Source organism: Allomuricauda sp. F6463D, from assembly GCF_023015965.1.
In the GTDB taxonomy this organism is placed as follows: domain Bacteria; phylum Bacteroidota; class Bacteroidia; order Flavobacteriales; family Flavobacteriaceae; genus Flagellimonas.
Window position 1 is genome coordinate 699383 of the sequence record NZ_JALKAN010000002.1, and the last position, 21214, is coordinate 720596.

Annotated in this window: 16 protein-coding genes and 1 tRNA gene; 8 read left to right on the forward strand and 9 right to left on the reverse strand. The window is 39.0% G+C overall.

The genetic code is table 11. The features are described from left to right. Window positions 1-1260, forward strand: coding sequence for an MFS transporter (locus MWU56_RS11605; RefSeq protein WP_247044648.1), 1260 nt, complete (start codon window positions 1-3; stop codon window positions 1258-1260). On the opposite strand, the gene MWU56_RS11610 is transcribed toward MWU56_RS11605, so the two are convergent. The 4 genes from MWU56_RS11610 to MWU56_RS11625 all read right to left on the reverse strand — a co-directional run bounded on the left by MWU56_RS11610 (window position 1257) and on the right by MWU56_RS11625 (window position 4775). Next, window positions 1257-2024 (reverse strand): UDP-2,3-diacylglucosamine diphosphatase, encoded by a 768-nt coding sequence (locus tag MWU56_RS11610; RefSeq protein ID WP_247044649.1) that lies wholly within the window; start codon window positions 2022-2024, stop codon window positions 1257-1259. The genes MWU56_RS11605 and MWU56_RS11610 overlap by 4 nt on opposite strands. A gap of 101 nt (window positions 2025-2125) precedes the next feature. Then, window positions 2126-2893 (reverse strand): enoyl-CoA hydratase/isomerase family protein, encoded by a 768-nt coding sequence (locus MWU56_RS11615; RefSeq protein WP_247044650.1) that lies wholly within the window; start codon window positions 2891-2893, stop codon window positions 2126-2128. 34 nt (window positions 2894-2927) lie between these two features. Then, complete coding sequence (locus MWU56_RS11620; RefSeq protein ID WP_247044651.1) at window positions 2928-4262, reverse strand: MATE family efflux transporter; 1335 nt, start codon at window positions 4260-4262, stop codon at window positions 2928-2930. 12 nt (window positions 4263-4274) lie between these two features. Then, window positions 4275-4775 carry a GNAT family N-acetyltransferase gene (locus tag MWU56_RS11625; protein ID WP_247044652.1) on the reverse strand — a complete coding sequence of 167 codons (501 nt, stop codon included), beginning with the start codon at window positions 4773-4775 and terminating at the stop codon, window positions 4275-4277. 53 nt (window positions 4776-4828) lie between these two features. Here MWU56_RS11625 and MWU56_RS11630 point away from each other — a divergent pair, with 53 nt between their 5' ends. The 6 genes from MWU56_RS11630 to MWU56_RS11655 all read left to right on the forward strand — a co-directional run bounded on the left by MWU56_RS11630 (window position 4829) and on the right by MWU56_RS11655 (window position 10617). Then, the gene (locus tag MWU56_RS11630) at window positions 4829-5626 is read left to right on the forward strand and encodes a universal stress protein (RefSeq protein WP_247044653.1); all 798 of its coding nucleotides are present in this window, start codon (window positions 4829-4831) and stop codon (window positions 5624-5626) included. Between the two features lie 56 nt (window positions 5627-5682). Next, window positions 5683-5756, forward strand: a tRNA-Ala gene (locus tag MWU56_RS11635). A 504-nt stretch (window positions 5757-6260) separates the two neighbouring features. Next, a complete protein-coding gene (locus MWU56_RS11640) occupies window positions 6261-6950 on the forward strand; it encodes a response regulator transcription factor (protein WP_317236554.1) in 690 nt (229 codons plus the stop codon). 4 nt (window positions 6951-6954) lie between these two features. Further along, a complete protein-coding gene (locus tag MWU56_RS11645; RefSeq protein WP_247044656.1) occupies window positions 6955-8337 on the forward strand; it encodes a sensor histidine kinase in 1383 nt (460 codons plus the stop codon). Between the two features lie 82 nt (window positions 8338-8419). After that, the gene (locus MWU56_RS11650; RefSeq protein WP_247044658.1) at window positions 8420-8902 is read left to right on the forward strand and encodes a universal stress protein; all 483 of its coding nucleotides are present in this window, start codon (window positions 8420-8422) and stop codon (window positions 8900-8902) included. 38 nt (window positions 8903-8940) lie between these two features. Then, complete coding sequence (locus MWU56_RS11655) at window positions 8941-10617, forward strand: SulP family inorganic anion transporter (RefSeq protein ID WP_247044659.1); 1677 nt, start codon at window positions 8941-8943, stop codon at window positions 10615-10617. A gap of 159 nt (window positions 10618-10776) precedes the next feature. Here MWU56_RS11655 and MWU56_RS11660 read toward each other — a convergent pair whose 3' ends face one another. Next, window positions 10777-11601, reverse strand: coding sequence for an RluA family pseudouridine synthase (locus MWU56_RS11660; protein ID WP_247044660.1), 825 nt, complete (start codon window positions 11599-11601; stop codon window positions 10777-10779). Between the two features lie 173 nt (window positions 11602-11774). Here MWU56_RS11660 and MWU56_RS11665 point away from each other — a divergent pair, with 173 nt between their 5' ends. Then, window positions 11775-12485 (forward strand): SDR family oxidoreductase, encoded by a 711-nt coding sequence (locus MWU56_RS11665; RefSeq protein WP_247044661.1) that lies wholly within the window; start codon window positions 11775-11777, stop codon window positions 12483-12485. A gap of 48 nt (window positions 12486-12533) precedes the next feature. Here the strand turns inward: MWU56_RS11665 and MWU56_RS11670 are convergent, their stop codons facing one another. From MWU56_RS11670 to MWU56_RS11685, 4 genes are all read right to left on the reverse strand, one after another. Then, complete coding sequence (locus tag MWU56_RS11670) at window positions 12534-15266, reverse strand: PD-(D/E)XK nuclease family protein (protein ID WP_247044662.1); 2733 nt, start codon at window positions 15264-15266, stop codon at window positions 12534-12536. A 62-nt stretch (window positions 15267-15328) separates the two neighbouring features. Next, on the reverse strand, window positions 15329-16687 hold the full coding sequence (locus MWU56_RS11675) for an OmpA family protein (RefSeq protein WP_247044663.1): 1359 nt from the start codon (window positions 16685-16687) through the stop codon (window positions 15329-15331). 123 nt (window positions 16688-16810) lie between these two features. Then, a complete protein-coding gene (gene kbl / locus MWU56_RS11680; RefSeq protein WP_247044664.1) occupies window positions 16811-18004 on the reverse strand; it encodes a glycine C-acetyltransferase in 1194 nt (397 codons plus the stop codon). A gap of 15 nt (window positions 18005-18019) precedes the next feature. Continuing rightward, window positions 18020-21145, reverse strand: coding sequence for a UvrD-helicase domain-containing protein (locus MWU56_RS11685; RefSeq protein ID WP_247044666.1), 3126 nt, complete (start codon window positions 21143-21145; stop codon window positions 18020-18022). Window positions 21146-21214: the final 69 nt, after the last annotated feature.

Below are 21214 nucleotides of genomic sequence, written 5' to 3' on the forward strand. Positions count from 1 at the left end.
ATGGACCCCTATGCTGCACTCCGCTATAAGGAATTCAATATATTTTTATTGGTACGCTTTGCCATGGTGTTCGCATGGTCCATGCAATTTATAGTGATTGAATGGCAAGTGTATTCTTTGACCAAAGACCCTCTTTCACTTGGAATTATTGGGTTGATGGAAGTAATCCCAGCCGTAAGCATGGCTCTTTTTGCAGGGCACATTGTAGATCAAAGAGAAAAGCGTAACCTATTGGTTATTTGTATTGCAGGATTTTCCGTTATAAGTTTCGGACTTTTTGTATTGAGCTGGCCCGGCCTTGAAGATTCGTGGGCACCCAAAAAACTCCTTTATTCCATTTATGCATTAGTGTTTTTAGGAGGTTTTGTGCGGTCATTTTTGGGACCAACAATATTTTCGTTGATTGCACTGATTGTACCAAAAAAAATATATCCCAATGCGGCAACGTGGAGCAGTTCCACATGGCAATTGGCATCGGTTTTGGGCCCTGCTTTGGCTGGTTTTTCCATTAGCTGGATCGGGGTACATTGGAGTATGTGCGTTATTTTTGGTTTCTCTTTGATGGCATTGATTTTTCTTTTCCAAATCCCTAAAAAGCCCATTTTAAATCCCAAAATCGGAGAGCCTGTTTTTCAAAGCCTGCGTGATGGGTTAAAGTTCGTTTTTGGAAACAAGGCAGTTTTTGGTGCTTTGACCTTGGACATGGTCGCCGTGCTTTTTGGTGGTGCCATAGCACTCTTGCCAATTTATGCACAAGACATTTTGCATGTAGGTTCCGAAGGGTTTGGAATTTTAAGGGCGGCACCAGCGGTTGGAGCATCCATAACCATGTTGGGGTCCACGCGGTTTCCATTGCATAAAAAGGCAGGTAAAAAATTATTGATGGCTGTGTTTGCCTTTGGGGTATGCATCATCGTTTTCGGACTGTCGGAATTATTTTGGTTATCGGTAATCGCCTTATTTCTGAGTGGAGCCGTGGATGGGGTTTCCATGATTATACGACAAACCATTTTACAATTAAAAACACCCGACAATATGCGTGGTAGGGTGGCCTCGGTAAACTCTATGTTCGTAGGGTCCTCCAATGAGTTGGGTGCTTTTGAAAGTGGTGTGGCGGCCAAACTTTTAGGAACAGTAACAGCGGTAGTGTTCGGAGGATGTATGACTTTGTTGACTGCCGGCACAACAGCCATTGTTTCACCTAGCTTTAGAAAATTGGACCTTCAAGATGATATTGATTTGCATGAAAAGGAGAATTAGCCCTCGAGCTTTTCCAAAGTCAATTTTTTTCCATCAAAAACGGCATAGGTAAAATAAGAAATCCAATCCCCGAGATTAGTGTAGGTTGAATTTTCGTTGAGTTTGATTTCCATGGGTAGATGGCGGTGTCCAAAAATAAAGTGGTCGTAATGCTGCTCTTCCAATTTTCGTTTGGCGTATAAAATGAGCCATTCTTTGTCCTCTCCCAAGAATTTGGCATCAGCCTCTCCAGAAATTATTTTGTTGTTTACGGATAGATGTTGACCCAAACGCACTCCCAAATCGGGATGTAACCATTTAAAGCACCATTTAGCAAGAGGATTGGTAAACACCTTTTTCATCCGCTTGAAACCTTTGTCGTGGGGACCCAACCCATCACCGTGAGCAATAAAAAAAGAGGTGTCGTTGATGAGAAACTGCTGAGGTTTGTGATAAACGGGGATATTAAGTTCTTCTTCAAAATAACCGTTCATCCAGAGGTCATGATTGCCCACAAAATAGGTGATTTGGATTCCCATATCGGAGAGTTCGGCCAATTTCCCCAAGGTACGTGTAAACCCTTTGGGCACAACGGTCTTGTACTCGAACCAAAAATCAAAAAGGTCACCCATTAGAAAAATGGCGCCTGCATCATCCTTAATGGAGTCCAACCAAGCCACGAATTTTTTCTCGCGGGGCAAACTATCCATTCGTGTAGGTGCACCAAGATGGTTATCGCTGGCGAAATAGACTTTTTTGCCTTTAGGAAGTGAGATGTTGTCCATTTACTTTTTAAATCGTCTGTTGCTACGTATTCTGTTAACTACATAGACTACTACAACAAAAAGGGCTAATATGGGGAATAATAAATCAGTCATGGTTTTATTTATTTTTTAAACTTTTCCAACGCATTTTTAGTATTTGGCGATAGTGCTAATTTTCCAGAAGCAACGGCACGCTCTAACAATAGGTCGTCCCAATGCTCGGTTCCTTCCCAAAGTACTTTTTTCATTTCGGCCAAGGCTTCAGGATTATAAGTCGCTAATTTTTGAATGTGAATGTCCAACTCTTTATCCATTTCGGAGATGGAATCGTATACCTTGGCATACAGACCTTGTTCTTTGGCCCAGTAAGCATTTTTCCACTCTGTAGGATATAGAGATAACTCGGCCAAGGCTGCTTTTCCCATTTTGCGTTCGACGGCAGGCGCAATTACAAACGGACCAATTCCTATAGAAATTTCTGAAAGTTTTATTGCTGCATCTACAGTAGCATGCACATAGTCACAAGCTGAGGCCAATCCAACCCCACCACCTACTGTTTTACCTTGAACCCGACCTATAATGGGTTTGGGACATTTTCGCATGGCATTGATGACATTGGCGAATCCACTGAAAAACTGTTTACCTTCTTCCGGATTGGAAATGGCCACCAATTCATCAAAAGAGGCACCGGCACAAAAGGCCCTTTCTCCTTCAGATTTTAAAACGATAATGGCAACCTCTTTGTTTTCTATAAGTTTATCAAACTCCTTTGCCAATCGAGCCAAAAGCTCAGAAACAAAGGAATTACTTGCAGGATGACCAAATTCTATGGTTGCTACCTTATTTTCAATTTTTGTATATAAACTTCCGTTGGTTCTATCTGTTGTCATTAAAATGAATTATCAGATTTCTTTGAGCACTAAATTACGGGTTTTGCACCAAGGGTCTTATCTTTCTTCTAAATTTCCAGACTAGGGCTAACCCACGAATCATCATCCAGACCACAAAGGCAATCCAAATGGCATAGAAACCAAGACCTAAATACATGCCCAAATAAAGACAGGGAACAAACCCTAAAAAGGTGGCTGCCAAGAGTACATTTCTTAAGTATTTCATCTCACCCATTCCTTTAAATATACCATCAAAAATAAAGGCGAGAGTATTCATTGGCAATCCTAGGATTACTATATAAAATATGCTGTAGAAGGTGCTTAGAACAATTTCTTCATTTGAAAAAAGATGACCAATTGGCCGATATAAAATAAAACCGACACACATTAAGGCAAAACTCACGATCATTCCATATTTAAAGATTGTTTTGGCCAATTTCCATAACCCATCGTAATCGGCAGCACCCAACAGTTTTCCGCCCATGCTATTGCCCGCCGCTGCATAACCATCAATAAAAAAAGCGGCAAACAACCATAGGTTTACAGCGATGGTATGTGCTCCTATAAAACGATCACCCAATGTGGTTGCTTCGCGAACGGCAAGCATTAAGGCGACATTAAGTGCCAAGGTCCTTACAAAAAGATTGAGGGTCATGAAAATCAACCGTTTGATCTCTTTGTTCAACGGAAAAGTCAATTTCATGCTGATATCTGTCTTTTTCACCAATAATATCAGTGCTAAAATGGCCATAATGGCTTGCGAAATCAAACTTGCCCACGCCGCGCCTTCCAAATATAGTGCTGGAACAAATCCATCAATCCCATAAACCAAAGCAAAATCCAAAATTATATTGAGACCTGCCCCAAGCATGGCAATGACCATTGGGTAAAAGGTGTTTTGCAGTCCACGGAATATACCGAAAACGGCAAAAGTAAAAAGCGTTAAGGGAAATCCCCAAACGCGAATGGAATAGTAGGAAACACAATACTCCAAGATTTTTCCTGATGCATTGAAAAGTGAAAAGATCTCTTCGATTGCAAATATGGTAGTTAGCAATACAACAATGCTTAAAAGAATATTGAAGAATATAGCTTGTGCTGGCAAGTTTTTAACCTCTTCCAACCTTCCTGCGCCCAAATATTGTGAGATGATGGCGGAAATGGAGCTACGTGTTTGTCCGAGCACCCAGATAAGCATGGACAAAAATGAGCCTACGATTCCCGCTGCTGCCAAAGATTCCAATCCATCTACGGGGATATTGCCTACTATGGCGGTATCTGTTATAGAAAGGATAGGTTCAGCGATTCCCGAAATAGTTGCAGGAATGGCCAGTTTGTTGATGCTATTAAAGTTTACTTGTGTGCTCAAATCGGCAGCAAGTTACAGCACTAATTCATAACAATAAAAAGGATGTTCGCTTTGTTTGGGAAAGTAGATATTCCCAAGCTTTTGGTAACCACGTTGTTCATAAAACCGTTGGTTTCGTTTATTTTGGGAAAAAGTGTCCAAACGAACGGAAATAAATCCGTTGTCTTTGGTATAGGCTTCGGCATAATCCATCATTTGCTGGGCAAATCCTTTACCTTGTTGGTTGGGATGAACGGAAAGTCGGTGGATATAGGTGCTGTTGCCATTGGGTGTCAACCATTTTACGGGTTTGTATTCTTCATCCACAAGTGTGGATATTACAATGGAGCCCACAATGGCATTGTTTTCGGTAATCACAAAAAGCTCTTTACGATCAATATCATTGCAAAAAGCTTCCTTGGAAGGGTAGTGCTCATTCCATTGAAAAATGCCATTCTCCTGCATTTTTATTGCACATGCTTGGGTTATGCTCAAGATATAGGGGATTTCAGATATCTTTGCGGGTCTTATCATTGATTCGTTTTAATTAAATTGTAAATTTAAGGTTTAATCATAATCACCAAACCATGAACAACATATTAGTACCCATTGGAACCTCTCCAAATGCTTCTCAAACTTTACAATACGCAGTAGACTTTGCTTCAGAATTTGGAGCGATGATTTATGTAATGGATGTATTTTCTGTAACAACTGCCGTAGGGAGCTTGGCCAATGTTGAGGAAAAAGTCGCAAAGACCAGCAAGGAGCACTTAAAGGAAGTTATAAATCAGGTTGACACTAAAGGTGTTAAGATAAAAATGGCCACTTATAATGGAGATATTATAGATGGTTTAAAGAGCATCAATAAAGAATTTGGAATCGACTTGATCATTATTGCCCCTAGAAGTAATGATATGAAAGAAGAACTATACTTGGGCAACACCTCTGGTAGGATCATAAAACAGACAGAGATACCGATGTTGATAGTACCTAAAGGCACTGCATTTAAGCCGACAAAAAAAATATTGACAGCTTTTGGTTCCGGTATCTTAAAGAGAAGTAGTATCCTAACTCCTTTGATTATGATCAAGAATAAATTTAGGTCTGATGTAAGCCTATTATTGGTGAAAAGACCTGGTTATACAGAGGATGATTTACAAGTGAACACTGCTTTGATGGATCTTAGCTCTCATTTGACTATTACCGAAAACGGCACTACATATTTGGGGGTAACCGAGCATTTTCAGAAAGAGCAGCCAGATATGTTGTGCGTGTTCAGAAGAAAGCGGGGATTCTTTAAAAAATTATGGGAAAAGAACACGATACCTAAATCGGAGTTCTTTGTAAAGATACCAGTATTAGTGCTGAGCGTTAAAAAAGATTAAGGAAGCAGCGCAATTTTTGATACTTTCGGAAAAAAGTATTTCCTTTGCGCTCCTTTGGGGGATTAGCTCAGTTGGCTAGAGCGCTTGCCTGGCAGGCAAGAGGTCACCGGTTCGAATCCGGTATTCTCCACTGAATTTTAAAAAGCTTCCAAGAAATTGGAAGCTTTTTTAATTTGGGTACAAAGCAATATTTTCAACTTTGCGATTTGGGTAATTATCTTTCGGAATCTCGGGATTTGACCAGTGTACGATTTTGAAAAAATGGTATTTGTGCTTCAATAACTTCATTGCTCGCTTTGTCGGTACCATTCATATTTTTAAACGAGACCACGCATCGTCTGTTTGGAGTTTTGAGAACAAGAATGCATCCTTTTTTATGATCATTTTAGTGACCGAATGCTAAAGTTACTAGTCTTACATTACGCTGTTAAAGCCTATTTGCACTATTTGGGATCACAATTTGGAGGAATTTATCCAGGTTGTCTGCTTTAAAATTGACCAAGCTTTTGTGTAACAGCTTATCATGCTTTTACTTTTGTTTATTACTTCAAATTTTAATGTAATTCTAACCTGATAACGAAAGCCCATTGCACTAAAAATATATCTTTGTAGAGAGCTTAAAGACCAAATTATCATCGGAAAACAAATTTTAGTTATAGAAGATGAGCCCAATGTGGCTGCATTCATTAGCCAAGGATTGCAAGAATCGGGTTACAAGGTATTTGTTGCCTATGACGGGCTTAATGGCTTGGATTTATTAAAACAGAAGGACATCGATTTAGTAGTCCTAGATGTAATTCTTCCAAAAATGGATGGAAGGGAAGTTGCAAAAAAAATCAGGGAACTAGGATATAGCAATCTTCCAATAATTATGCTTACGGCTTTAGGGTCTACTGAAAATATTGTGTTAGGATTGGATTCAGGAGCGAATGATTACCTCTTAAAGCCCTTTAAGTTTAAAGAGTTATTGGCCAGAATTCGAGCTCATACTAGAACAAAAAGTACGACCTATGACAATGTTCAGAAATTGGTTCTTGAAGATTTGGAAATGGATATTGACACGAAAGAAGTAAAAAGGAACGGAAAGGAAATACACCTGACTTCAACAGAATTTCGACTGCTGGAATATTTGCTGAAAAACAAAAAAAGAGTGCTAAATCGTGTTGATATACTGGAGAACGTATGGGACGTTAACTTTAATCTAGGAACCAATGTTGTTGACGTTTACGTGAACTACCTCAGAAATAAAATTGACAAGGGCCATGATTTAAAACTAATACACACTGTAATTGGCATGGGCTATGTATTAAAGGGCAATAGTTAACTTTATGCAGTTACGTACAAAAATCACCACAGTATTTGTTGTTTTAACAAGCTTGCTTCTCACAGGTATTTTTATTCTTATTTATTTTGTTTCAAAGGAATATACGGAGCGGGAATTTTATTTACGCTTAAGTCAAAGAGCGACCATTGCTGCCGAGGCATATCTAGAGGCAGATGAAATGAATGTCAATATATATGATGATATTCGGATAAGACACTTGCAGACCTTGCCAAACGAAAAAGAGGTTATTTATCCTGTGGATGTTGAACTTAACAAGCCTTTGAATGCATTTGACAATACCTTGCCAACGAGTTTTTTTCAGACAGTTTTTTCCAAGGAATATGCAGAGCTAAAAATAGGCGACTATTTTTATGCAGGAATGTTATTTCACGATGATCGAGGTGACTTTATCGTGGTATTATCAGCAACCGACCTTTACGGATTTGCAAAACTTGATAATTTGAGAAACACGCTTATCATCGCATTTCTGGTGAGTATCGTTTTTATTTTGATTTTGGGAAATTATTACGCAAAGCAAGCCCTGAGTCCAATTTCAAGAATAATAAATGAAGTTAATTCCATAAGAGCCAAAAATTTATCCCTTCGATTGAAGACCGCTACCGGAAAAGATGAGCTTGCAGAACTTTCACGAACGTTTAATAATATGCTAGATAGGCTACAATTATCGTTCGACCTTCAAAGCAACTTTATCAACAACGCTTCACATGAACTTCGAAACCCACTTACGGCCATTCTTGGTCAAACTGAAGTCGCGTTGGATAAACAAAGAAGTGCGGAGGAATATCATTCGATACTCAAAAAAATAGCCGCCGAAGCATCTCGTCTAGATTTCTTGGTAAACGGATTACTTAAATTGGCCAAAACCGATTTTGATTCCAAAGGGGTTGTTATAGATGAACTGCGTATCGATGAATTGATATTGGATTTAAAGCTAAATATAGATGTAGCAATTCCAAACAATAATATTATTTTGGATTTTGAAGGGTTGCCAAAAGATGAAGATGCCATAACCCTCTTGGGAAGTGATTCACTTTTAAGGGTAGCTTTAGGTAATATTTTCGAGAACGCCTGTAAGTTTTCTAACAATAAAAGAGTGGAAATTAAAATAGTTACAGATGCTGGTTATGTTTTAATTTCTATTAAAGACGAAGGGGTAGGTATTCCTGAAGAAGAGCTGAAAAATATCTATGAACCTTTTTTTAGAGCTTCGAATGTTAGAGAAATTGATGGTTTTGGTTTTGGCTTGCCACTGGCATACCGCATCATCAAAATGCACTCTGGCGAAATACGTGTGATTTCCCAAAAGGACAAGGGCACACTTGTAAAGATTAAACTTCCCAATAAAAAAGGTATAATTCCACGGTAGGTTGAAATTCTAATCTCGTTCTAATCTCCTTCTTATTTTATTCTAACAAAGGGCAATTATGTTTGTTCAAAAGTTAGAAAAGATGAAAAAGATACTTATTCCTACAGACTTTAGCGTTGCTTCATTACGTCTTGTAGAATACGCAATTTTAAACAACCCCAATACGCCACTCAATATTGTTTTGGTTGCAGGATATAGATTGCCGGATACGCGTTGGGCGTTAACCCATTTCAACAAAAGTGAAGAGGTAAACAAACAACTTACGGATAGCTTTGTAATTGCAAAACGCAGCCTTAGGCTAGAACATAAGAAAAGTATCCAAGCCATGAGTTTCGAACTGTTCACAGGCAACAATTCATGCGCTTTCCAGAATTTTTTAGAACAATCGGGTGCTGATGATGCTATAATTCCAAAAGCAAAATCACTGTATTGTAAAAACCGTAAATGGTTCGATACAACAAGATTCCTAAAGAAAAATGTAAACAATGTCACAGAGGTTCCAGTTGAGCGGGACGAAGAACTCTCTCAACAAAGGTACTCCTTGATAAACCTTCTCAATCTATAAAATCTTAACAGTAAGATTTTTTCTTAAAACATACAGCTATGAAAAATTTCACAACAAAATATTTAAAATCAGATATAAAAGCGGGGCTGGTCGTCTTTTTAGTTGCATTACCATTATGTCTGGGTATTGCACTTGCCAGTGGAGCCCCATTGTTCTCCGGAATTATTTCGGGTGTCGTTGCGGGTATAGTGGTTGGGTTGCTCAGTGGTTCACAATTAAGTGTTTCCGGTCCAGCAGCAGGCTTAACTGCAATCGTATTGGCGGCTATTGCCAGCTTAGGATCTTTTGAGGCTTTTCTTCTTGCAGGGGTTTTAGCAGGATTAATTCAATTGGTTTTAGGGTTTCTTAAGGCAGGCGTCCTTTCCAATTACCTTCCATCGAATGTAATAGAAGGAATGCTCGCGGCGATAGGAATCATTATTATTCTATCTCAATTGCCACATGCTGTAGGTTTTGATGAAATGCACGAAGGAGACTATTTCTATATCAATGCAGCAGGCGAACATCAAATATTCACTACTTTGGCGAACACCGTCAACTTTATACACCCTGGTGCTGTAATTGTTGTATTGGTTTCGTTGGCTATTTTGATAGCATTTTTAAAAGTTCCATTTTTAAAGAAGATAAAATCCATACCTGGCGCGTTGGTTGCTGTATTGTCAGGAATTGCGATAAATGAAATTTTTAAGGCAACTGGCTCTTCACTTGCAATTAGTCAAGACCATTTGGTTAGTCTGCCAGTTCCAGAAACCATGGGTCAATTTTGGAATCAGTTCAGTCTACCGGATTTTGGGCAAATAGGGAATATTGAAGTTTGGGTGGTCGCAATAACGATTGCCGCAGTTGCCAGTATTGAGACCCTTTTGTGTATAGAAGCTGCTGATAAAATGGATCCGCTTAAGCGTTATACCAATACAAATAGAGAATTGAAAGCGCAAGGGGTTGGAAACATGATCAGTTGCTTAATAGGTGGAATTCCCATAACCTCGGTAATAGTAAGGACTTCGGCAAACGTATCGTCCGGTGGTAGAACAAAGATTGCTGCTATTGCGCACGGTTTTTTCTTAGTGTTTGCTGTGTTGACCATACCGGCTTTGTTAAATAAAATACCGTTGGCATCACTTGCGGCAGTTTTATTGGTGGTCGGATATAAGTTGGCAAGCCCTCGGATATTTGTCCATATGTGGCACAACAGCAAGAAATTTCAATTCATTCCTTTTGTGGTTACGGTTATCGCGGTTGTAATGACAGATTTGTTAATTGGTGTAGGTATTGGTATGGTAGTTAGTATTTACTTTATTTTAAGAGGAAATGTGAAACTAGCTTATTTCTTTAAAAAGGATAAGCACAACGAAGGTGAAACCATACATATGGAACTCGCACAAGAAGTATCATTTTTGAATAAAGCAGCTATCAAACAAACGTTTGTCCATTTGCCAAAGAATAGCGACGTTATTATTGATGCATCCAATACCGTTTACATAGATTTTGATGTGCTGCAATTAATAAAGGAATATGCTGCGAAAGGAGCAAAAGAGCGTAATATTAATGTATCCCTTGTAGGGTTCAGAAAGGAGTATAAGATAGAAAATTCGGCCACACACGTAACTTCAATGGTGTCAGACAACGGTAGTCCCGTTTCGCCATCACAAGTTACTAACGGAACCAAAGTTCCTTCTAATGTGTTAAATGTTAGTGAGTTGGAAATAGCCTAAGGCCAAAAGGACTTAGCAAGCAACAACACATTTATTTTTAAACGTTTATATAATGTTTAAAAATAAATGTGTTGTTTTGGTTATAGCTGTGTTTTCAAGTCTATCAAAGATGACGTATTTGCAAATGAAATAGTTCACAACCTGCTAAGGGCAACATTTTCACAACTCAAAAATCTTTTTGAACTTCTTAGGGGTCTCATCCATTATTTTGATGCGCTGTGAGGTAAACGGATGCACAAATTCCAATGAATAAGCGTGAAGATACAAGCCTTTCCCTTTTAGAATTAAGTTTTCGAGAGCATAATCCTTATCTCCCAATATTGGATTTCCCAAGCTATATAAATGCTTTCGCAATTGGTGCCTTCTGCCTGTTTTGGGGTTTAACGTAACCAAATTGAGAGTGCCGAACCGTTCTGAATGAGCAGATTGTAGTACTTTATATTCTGATAGGGATGCTTTTCCATCTATTACTGATGAAATACTACCATCTGGCTCCATTTTACCAATGGTAATGGCATAGTATGTTTTTGCGATTGTTTTGTCTTCGAACATTTTGTTCAAAGATCGGATACTGCTGTTCGTTTTTCCCACCAGAACAATTCCCGTAGTGGCATAATCCAATCGGTGTACAGGTTGGGGCGTGGTTGCATCAGAAAGCGAACTGGTTTGCAGGTTTTGGGGCAAGGCATTGGAGATTGTTTTGAATTTATTGCCACTTACTTCGATACCGGCGGGTTTGTGGATAGCGGCCAAGTAATCGTCCTCGAACAACACTTGTAATGGAAAAATGAGTTGCTTTTTTGGTCCAGTTTCCTTTGGAATAGTAAAGGTAATGTGTTCTCCACCTCTTATTATTGTTGCCGTGGTCGCAATGGTGCCATTTATGGAAATGCACTTTTTCTTTAGTGCTTTTTTAAGCGCTGACTTTGTTGGTATTGCTTCAAAAATACCCACGCCGTATTCTTGTAACCTTTGTGGTTCCAAAATCTTTGAAACAATATGGGTTTCGGTTGCTTTTATATGAATAAAATTACAACATTTTATATCAAGCCCATTTAATCTATTACAGTTCTTTCTGCAAACATTAACCATCCTTTAGGATGGATTTTTTGTAATTGACTCATGCTTTTTTGAACTTTACTTCAAAACAATTCAATATGAAATTAGAAGGAAAAGTAGCATACATCACAGGAGGAACAAAAGGGATAGGTTATGGTATTGCCGAAAGCTTGTTGGAGCAGGGCATGAAGGTTGCCATTAGCGGAAGAAGTCAAGAAAGTGCTGACACCGCTGTAAAAAGCTTGAACAATCCGGACAAGGTATTGGGGTTGGTGTCCAATGTAGCTAAGTTGGAAGATGAGCAAAAGGCAGTCGCAGCCATTCTTGAAAAGTGGGGACAATTGGATGTGGTAATGGCTAACGCTGGTGTAGGGCATTTTGCCCCAATAGATGAATTGGAGGATGATAAGTGGCACCAAATGATCGATACCAACCTAAATGGGGTATTCCATACACTAAAGGCATCGGTAGAGGCTTTGAAAAAATCTGAAGGCTATTACATGACTTTGGCCAGTTTGGCAGGAACCAACTTTTTTGCCACTGCAGCGGGGTACAACGCCACCAAGTTCGGAGTGGTAGGTTTCACACAGGCAGCGATGTTGGATTTGAGAAAATACAATATCAAGGTAACTACAATTATGCCGGGTTCAGTGGCCAGCCATTTTAACAGTAACGAACCATCGGATAAAGATGCGTGGAAAATTCAACCTGAGGACATTGGAAAATTGGTCGTAGACCTTCTTGCTATGCATCCTAGAACGTTGCCGAGTAAAATTGAAGTACGTCCCACACGGCCCGATTTAAAATAGGAAACTACATTGGAACTAGCCTCGAAACGTTAAATCTCGATTATCGAGTCAGTCCACTTTTTCAGTAAGGGGAATTTCTACGTTGCAGATTTCGCGCATAAGTTGGTACAGGTAATTTTCAAAAGTGACTAGGGTATCCTCATTTATTTGGGTGTTCTTGTCCTCCGAAAAACGGAACAATCCTTGACCTAGTTTTTTAAAGGAGATAATTCCTGCCTGTACATCGCTTATACCGTGTTTTTTGTAATAGAGATATGCGTAGCATAGCAACTGGAATGCCTTGCTCTTATCGTAATCGGTGATCAGGGTTTCCCAATCCGTTATTTTTACGTTTTTGGACTCTACTTTACCTGTTTTATAGTCTATGATTCTGATTACCCCGTCAAACGCATCCACTCGGTCCAAAGTTCCCTTTAGTTTAATGGGAAATTCAAGACCGGGAACACTTATAAATTCTTCATAGCGTTCTTCAAGGGCCAATATTTTTATTTCGTGTTGTTTTATCTGCTTTTGTTCATCAACCAAAAAGTTGTTCAAATACTTTATAATCACATTGTATACCAGCAGAAATTTTCCTTTGGAAACATCAACTCCGGAAAGGTTTTTCTCAAAATGATGCTGTACTACATCGTCAACCTGCGTTTTTAAGTCATTGATGTTTTCTTTCGTCAACACTTGGTTGATGAGAGGGGTGTAGAGCTGTTCCAAACTATCGTGGATAATGGTACCAAAGGTGTTGGCCGCAATATTTTCTTCCACCTCTTCCAAGTCGTTGATTTTTAAGATATTTCTTGTATAAAAATCAATCGGGTTCCGAATGTAGTTAGTGAGTGATGTGGGTGAGAAACCTTTTAAGGCAAAAGCTTTTAAATCTTCCAACAGCAAATCACTTTTATCAATTTGAATTAGCGGTTTTGCGTCTATGGAAATTTTAGGCGTAGCAATGGTATGGGTTATGTAAGGTTTTACATTTTCATCTGTTAACAATTGTGTTACCAATCTACTTTTTTCTCCACCTTCCAGCACGTCTGGTTCGGTGTTGTAAGTTATATAAATGTTCTTGGCCCGTTGAATAAGTCTATAAAAGTGATACACATAGATGGCATCCTTTTCTTTATAGGTAGGCAGTCCATAATCACGTTTAACATCAAAAGGAATAAAGGAATTGTTGGATTTTCCCGAAGGGAGAATACCCTCGTTCACGGAGGTGATGATCACCGTTTCAAAATCTAGGTTCCTACTCTCTAACATTCCCATAATTTGAAAACCTGTTAGGGGCTGGCCAATAAAATCCAAGGTTTCCATATTGGCCAATTGCTTAAAGAGGTTTTTAATGGATTTGAGTTCACCCATAAAATCTACCTTGTCCAAATACTGCTGTAACTGATTGAATAGTGCATAGAACCGGTACAGGTATTCCAATTCCAAAGCATTTTTGTCTTTTTGATATATTGTTTTCAACCGGTCTATGAGCATGAGGCAGTTGTGTATCCAATCCATAGGGGAAATAGTGCCAGAGGGAAAAATAATGGATAGCAAGTCTTTAGCTTTGGGATATTTAGAAAGGATATCCGCGTTGATATAAAGTAAGTTGCCCTCTTTAATGTCCTTGGTCATCCGTTGTGCAAAATTGGCTTGATCTTCCGAAGATAGCGTTAGGGTGTAGGGGTTAGAAATGAATTCCAATACGCGCTTAAAAAACCAACCACGTTCTGACACATTCAAGTGAAGGTCCAAATAATTTACAAAAAATGAATAGAGCACGGTTTTGTTCAATGGCATCCCCATGGTAATGTTTACTTCTGGAATACCGGTGGGAATAGCATTGAGCATGGGGTTGAGCAAAGTTTCATCGGCAAGGACCAAAGCGGTTTTGGATAGGTCAATGTTTTTATTTTCGCCTATATTTTTCAACAACTGCCCCACATATTTCGTCTGTGATATATTTTTGGGCACTCCCGTTATGGTAATTTTCTTCTCTTTTAGAAAGTTGTGCTGTGGCGCTATTTTGTTTCCATGTTTGTAGTAAGGCCAGTTGTTTTTATAGTTTCTTACAAACAAAGCCGCATCGTGAATGGGATCGTTTAAGAAGTATGTGTCGATGTCCCAATACATATGGGAATTACCTTGTTCTAAATAATGCTGTATGATGGTCGATTCTGCCGCGTTTAAGGCATTGAAACCAACAAAGATGATGGGAGTGGTATATGTTATATTCTCACGTCCTTTTTGAGTGGCTTTGACCGCTTCACGTTGGATTAATCCTTGATATCCTTTTTTTTGCTTTAGTAGGACATCATAAAATTCACTATAGATTGTTTCAAGATTTTTCCATAGTTGTAGATAATTCTCAACTAATTCCGATTTTTCCTTACTGGTGGACCAATGATTGATTTCTTTAATGGCCGAGAGGTAGTTAAGGATGTCATGAGCGGGGATAAGGTAGCCATCTATTTCATTGAAATCCTGCAATAGTGTTTGACCCCAATTGATGAAGGATGTAAAATCATCGGATTCTTCAATATGTGACTTTTTATAAACCTTGAAAAGTAGTAGCAGCAAATCAATGTTTGATGCCGGGGTTAAATCGGATAGGTTTCCGATAAATTCTTGGATGGATATTATATCTGGACTGAATATGTTTTTATCCAGTCTGTTGGCTATATGTTTTTTTAAAAATGTACCCGAACGTTTGCTGGGTAGGACATAGGTACATTTTGTAATGTCCAGGTCTTTATTCTGGAGATCGTCCAATACATATTCTAGAAAACTTTCATGCATGGATTAAAAATAAAAAAGGCTCCGCATTTGCGGAGCCTTTTTAAAGAAAACTTTGTTTCTTATTATTTTACCAAGTTGATTTCAACTCTTCTGTTCTGTGCTCTACCAGCTCTTGTATTGTTAGTGGCAATTGGCTTAGCCTCACCATAACCGATAGCAGTAAGTCTACTAGAGGAAATTCCTTTGTCAATCAAGAAACTTCTAACAGAGTTAGCTCTTTCTTCAGAAAGTTTCTGGTTCAAGCTTTCGCTACCTACACTATCAGTATGACCTTCTACAGTAAACTGAGCGTTAGGATACTCGTTCAAGATTTGGATAATGTCAACCATTACAGAAGTAGATTCTGCTTTGATAGAAGATTTACCAGTATCAAACAAGATGGTTCTAGCGTAATCGTTCAATTGCTTCTGAACTTCTTCAGTAACTTCAGGACATCCGTTGTTTGCTACAGTACCAGCAACTTCTGGACATTGATCGTCTTTGTCAAGAACTCCGTCACCGTCAGCATCTGGCCAAGGGCATCCGTTGTTTGCAGCAGGACCTGCTTCGTTAGGACATTGATCATCTTTATCAGCAACTCCGTCACCGTCAGCATCAGGACAACCAGCTAAAGCAGGAAGACCTGGAGTGCTTGGACATGCATCATCTTTATCAGCAACACCGTCACCGTCAGAATCAGGACATCCGTTCATTTCTTTAGAACCAGCTTCGTTAGGACATGCATCTTTAGCATCTTCAATACCGTCACCGTCAGAATCAGGACATCCGTTGAATGCTTCAAGACCAGCAACTTCTGGACAAGCATCGTCTTTGTCGTAGATACCGTCACCATCAGTGTCAGTACCACCAAATTTGATGCTAAGACCAGCCATGTGTTGGAAATGAGAAACTAAATAATCTTCAAAAGCGTGCTTGTATTGTGTTTGAAGTGTGAAACCTAGGTTATCAGAAAACCAAAGGTTAACACCAATTCCACCGTTAGCAGTACCTGCACCGATTTCATCGATCCAAGTATAACCACCACCTACTTCAACGAAAGGATCGATAGTAGTGTTTTTAAGGAAGTTGTACTTAATAGTACCATCAATAGCATAGTGAGAAAGATCATCAACACTATAGTCTCCCAATTTTTCAATTCTGTTCAAAGAACCTCTTGCTCCTACGGAGAATCCATCACCAATATATTTGGAAACGCCTACGTAAGATACGGATGGTAAAATGTTCCAGTGATCTGTAACATTAAAGTATTCATCGAACAATGTAGAACTTGAATAAGGGTTATTGCTATCGTTAGTAGGATAAGCGTCTATCGCATTTACCCCTATGCTAACCTGCCAGGGATTATTTTCGTCTTGCGCTTGTATGCTGTTGATCCCTACAAATACAAGAGCAACAACTAATAATTTGCTAAGATGTTTCATGCTCAAAAATTTAAGTTTAAGTGTTTATCAGCAGCAAATGTAAGTTGTTAAGACTTATTAACAAAATCTTACTTTCTTTTTTTTTAACTCATTTGCTGCAAGATTTGCTGCATTTCATCGAATTTAGATGACCTTTAACGATTTTCCCACCTTAATAAAGGCTTTGATTGCTTGGTCTAAATGCTCTTTTTCATGCGCTGCCGAGATCTGGACTCGGATTCTCGCTTTGCCTTTTGGAACTACGGGATAAAAGAAGCCGATGACATAGATACCTTCTTTTAAAAGCATATCGGACATATTTTGAGATAGCTTAGCATCGTATAGCATTACTGGCACAATTGCTGAGTCACCATCAATTATATCAAAGCCAGCGTCTTTAATACCTTTTTTAAAGTACTCGGTATTGCTTTGCAATTTATCTCTTAAGGTTGTGTCCTTATCCAACATTTCAAAGACTTTAATGGAAGCCCCAACAAGGGCAGGAGCTAAAGAGTTGGAGAACAAGTAGGGTCTGGAACGTTGACGAAGCATTTCTATGATTTCTTTTTTTCCGGTAGTGTATCCACCCATGGCGCCACCTAAGGCTTTGCCCAAAGTACCCGTGATAATGTCTATTCGGTCCATTACACCTTTTTCTTCCAAGGTTCCCCGACCAGTTTTTCCTATAAAACCAGTGGCATGGCATTCATCTATCATTACCATTGCATCATATTTGTCTGCTAGGTCACAGATTTTGTCGAGTGGAGCCAAAAGTCCGTCCATGGAGAAAACCCCATCGGTTACTATAAGTTTAAAACGAGCACCGTCTGCCTGACTTTGTTTTAGTTTTTCTTCAAGATCCGCCATATCATTATTGGAATAACGATACCTCATTGCTTTGCACAAACGCACTCCATCAATAATTGAGGCATGGTTCAGTGAATCTGAAATGATGGCATCCTCTGCCGTAAGCAAGGGTTCAAAAACACCTCCATTGGCATCAAAGGCCGCTGCATATAATATGGTATCTTCCGTACCGTAGAAATCGGCTATCTTTTGTTCCAGTTCTTTGTGGATATCCTGTGTGCCACAGATAAACCTCACAGAAGACATTCCAAAACCATGCGTATCCATGGCGTCTTTTGCCGCTTGTATCACATCTGGATGTGAAGAAAGTCCCAAATAGTTGTTGGCGCAAAAGTTGATAACCTCTTCCCCCGATGAAATTTTTATGACAGCTCCCTGAGGTGAGGTAATTATGCGCTCTTTCTTAAATAGGCCAGCTTCTTCTATTGCTTCCAGTTCTTTGGCCAAATGGTCTTTAATTTTTCCGTACATATCCTTAAATTACTTTTAAATAAAAATAGGTTCTATCTGCTGGTCAATATAAACAATAATGCATTGTTTTATGTTATAATCCATCGCCGTTAAAATATCGGCATAATCTGCGATTTGTACTTTATGCTTTGGTGAGGGTTTACCTGTTTTATAATCTACGATGGTTGCTTGGTTGCCGTCAATGATAATTCTGTCCGGCCGAAGGGAATGTCCATCGGTGGTCAGGATTTCCTGTTCGTTCAATATCTGCTGATTCTTCACAAACAGATTCTTCAATTTTGGATGGTTCACCACGGCCATGATTTTTTGTTTGATATCGCTGGCGGATTCAGCAGGAAAGTGTCCTTCTATTTCCAACCGTTCCAAAACACCATCAATATCCTGTTCAGTCTCAATTTGGCTCAATGCAAAATGAATCAAATTTCCCATTTCAATGGCTTCCATACGTTCGTCGTCCCATAAACGGCCCGATTTTGTCGAAATGGCAAACCCTGAATCTTCCTTTGGACGGGTTACATAACTTATATAATTTTCGGTAGGCTCTAATGCGAAAATTTCCTGTTCTCCAATAGGAAAGTTGCCAATAGTGTATGATCCATCTTGGTTTTTGGGAACATTCTTTTGTTGCACGTACAATTGAAATAGATGCGAGTATGATGAAGCATCCTCAATTGAAACAATATCTTTATTATTTGTTTCACTAATGACGAACAGTCCTTTTACGGGACGGGTAAGTGCAACGTAAAGCACGTTCATGGAGTCCAATAAAGTCTTTTGTTCTTCTATTGAATACTTTTGATGTGTCAGTTCATTGTACTCCAACATATCTTTATTGTTGTTGATCAGAGATTCTTCCAGTCCTAAAGAGGCATCATTGGTAGCGGCAGGTACCCAAGATTTCTTTTTCTTCCGCTTATCGTCCATAATGGCATTCGCAAACGGAAAGATCACAAATGGAAACTCAAGACCTTTGGCCTTGTGTATTGTCATGATTTTTACGGCATCCACACCATCGGGAGCGGCAATGGAAAGCGAATCTTTTTTTACTTCCCAAAAAGTAAGGAAAGCGTACACGCTGGGCCCTTCCCTTTTTTCCAAATCGAGCACTTCATCCATCAAAAATGAAATATGTGCCACGGAATCGTAATAAAGTTCAAATTGTACAATAGCAGTTTCCAAAATGGTGAGTACAGGTTTTCCCTTTAATTCAACTATATTATAATGGTATTCGGTTGCCAGAAACGATTCAATGTTTTCTAGATTTTCAGTGATGAAGTCGTGTTTGCCATTTTCATCAGGGGATAAAAACTTTAGTATATGGTATGCCGCTTCACGGTCTTTTGCATTTTCAAAAATTTTGAGTATCGATATCAAAAAGATGATATTCTCATTTTTCGATAGCAAAAGGGCATCCGAAGAAATAATGGGAATGTTCTGTTGCGCCAAAAAATCTGCCAGTAACATTCCTTTTTTGTTGTCCCGAACCAACACACAGATATCCGAATAAGCATGGTTTTCTGAAATGATGTATTGAATGGATTTTAATGTTTCATTACAATAGGCTTGGTCTTTGTCTTCTTCATCATTATCCAAAAAAGATAGGTGTACGTATCCTCCTGGATTGTTATTGGTTTTTTGGTGAGAATCGTTCAAAAAGAGATTGCGATAATCCTCATTGTCGAGCATTGGAGCCATTTGGGTAAAAAAGCTGTTATTGAAGTTTACGATTTCATCATAGCTTCTCCAGTTGGTGTCCAGCGAATGAATACTGGGTTCGACTACAAAAGGATGTGATTTGCCATTTATTAGGTCGAGAAACTGCTCAGCTCTGCCCCCCCGCCAACGATAGATAGCCTGTTTTACATCGCCCACCAAAAAAAGTGAACCACGTTCGTGTTTTTCATCTTCACTTTCCAAGGCGTTGCCAATAAGCGGCACCAAATTTTCCCATTGCATTTTTGAGGTATCTTGGAACTCATCAATAAAGTAATGCCGATATTTTTCGCCCATCCGTTCATAAATAAACGGTACAGGTTGATTTTTGATTTCTTTGGATAGGATTGCATTCAATGAAGAAATAGGGATTATGTCCCTATCCAGCTCAATATTTTTAATTTCCTTGGCAATTTCGTTCAAAACTGTCATCGGAACAATGTTGCCATAAATGTTTTGAAGATAACTGTGCCGATAAATAAGTTCCTTTAAAGTTAAATAGTGTTCTAAGATGAGGATCGCCAAACTGGTCACATCTCTCTTGTCGCTGGCCTTGAGTAATTTGCCTTCGGTTAGATTGGGCTCCAAGGTTTTACTGGTGTATATTTTTTTAGGACTGAACTCTGCATCTATCATTTTTTTGAAATGATTGGGCAGTGTTTGTCTGGGAAAATCGGCAAAATCAAATCCCTGATTTTGTATTTCATCAAGCACGTGTTGAGCCAGTTGCTTTACCTTCTCCTCAATGAGCTTGCTTTCTGATGCTATCCGTTGTTTTATATGTTGAAAGTCTCCGATAGATTTTTCGCGAAGTGGGTCTATATGGCCTGCGTGGTTTTCCTGAAAGAGAAGTTTTCCTATTTCCACAAGATCGTAACTGATATCCCAGCTTTTATCGTCATCAATTTTTTCTAAAGAAAAAGCAATAAGTACATTGGTAAGCTTTTCATCGTTGCCGGCACGTTCTAGCAATCTTCCCACAGCTTCTTCCAGTAGTAGATCTATATTGAGTTCCACCTCAAAATTTTGGGAAAGGTGCAAATCGTGGGCAAATGTTTTTATAATCTTATGGTTGAACTTATCAATGGTCGAAATCTCAAAAAAAGAGTAATTATGGAGGATTCGTTTAAGGATAAGCCTTGCTTTTTTACGCAATTGTTCCTCGGTAAGGGATAGTTCATCACAAAGTGACCGGAACAGACTTTCTTGTTTTATGGGAACGGTATTAAGGCCAAAAGCGTAAAGGTTGTCCAAGATTCTGGTTTTCATTTCGTCCACTGCCTTGTTAGTAAAGGTTATGGCCAAAATCTGACGGAATTTTACCGCGGAATCGTTATTGAGCAACAATTTGAGGTATGCTTTGGCAAGAGCATACGTTTTGCCGGAACCTGCAGATGCGCTATATATTTTAAAATTAGACCCTTCCAAGGATGTTTTTCCTGCAAATTAAGGATTCCTTGCCTGATGTTAACATGCTTTTAGTGGAATATAAATGTT

Coding starts and splice junctions, on each gene's coding strand:
- MWU56_RS11605 (WP_247044648.1), top strand. CDS start 1: ATGGACCCCTATGCTGCACTCCGCTATAAGGAATTCAATATATTTTTA.
- MWU56_RS11610 (WP_247044649.1), bottom strand. CDS start 2,024: ATGGACAACATCTCACTTCCTAAAGGCAAAAAAGTCTATTTCGCCAGC.
- MWU56_RS11615 (WP_247044650.1), bottom strand. CDS start 2,893: ATGACAACAGATAGAACCAACGGAAGTTTATATACAAAAATTGAAAAT.
- MWU56_RS11625 (WP_247044652.1), bottom strand. CDS start 4,775: ATGATAAGACCCGCAAAGATATCTGAAATCCCCTATATCTTGAGCATA.
- MWU56_RS11630 (WP_247044653.1), top strand. CDS start 4,829: ATGAACAACATATTAGTACCCATTGGAACCTCTCCAAATGCTTCTCAA.
- MWU56_RS11645 (WP_247044656.1), top strand. CDS start 6,955: ATGCAGTTACGTACAAAAATCACCACAGTATTTGTTGTTTTAACAAGC.
- MWU56_RS11650 (WP_247044658.1), top strand. CDS start 8,420: ATGAAAAAGATACTTATTCCTACAGACTTTAGCGTTGCTTCATTACGT.
- MWU56_RS11655 (WP_247044659.1), top strand. CDS start 8,941: ATGAAAAATTTCACAACAAAATATTTAAAATCAGATATAAAAGCGGGG.
- MWU56_RS11665 (WP_247044661.1), top strand. CDS start 11,775: ATGAAATTAGAAGGAAAAGTAGCATACATCACAGGAGGAACAAAAGGG.
- MWU56_RS11670 (WP_247044662.1), bottom strand. CDS start 15,266: ATGCATGAAAGTTTTCTAGAATATGTATTGGACGATCTCCAGAATAAA.
- MWU56_RS11675 (WP_247044663.1), bottom strand. CDS start 16,687: ATGAAACATCTTAGCAAATTATTAGTTGTTGCTCTTGTATTTGTAGGG.
- kbl (WP_247044664.1), bottom strand. CDS start 18,004: ATGTACGGAAAAATTAAAGACCATTTGGCCAAAGAACTGGAAGCAATA.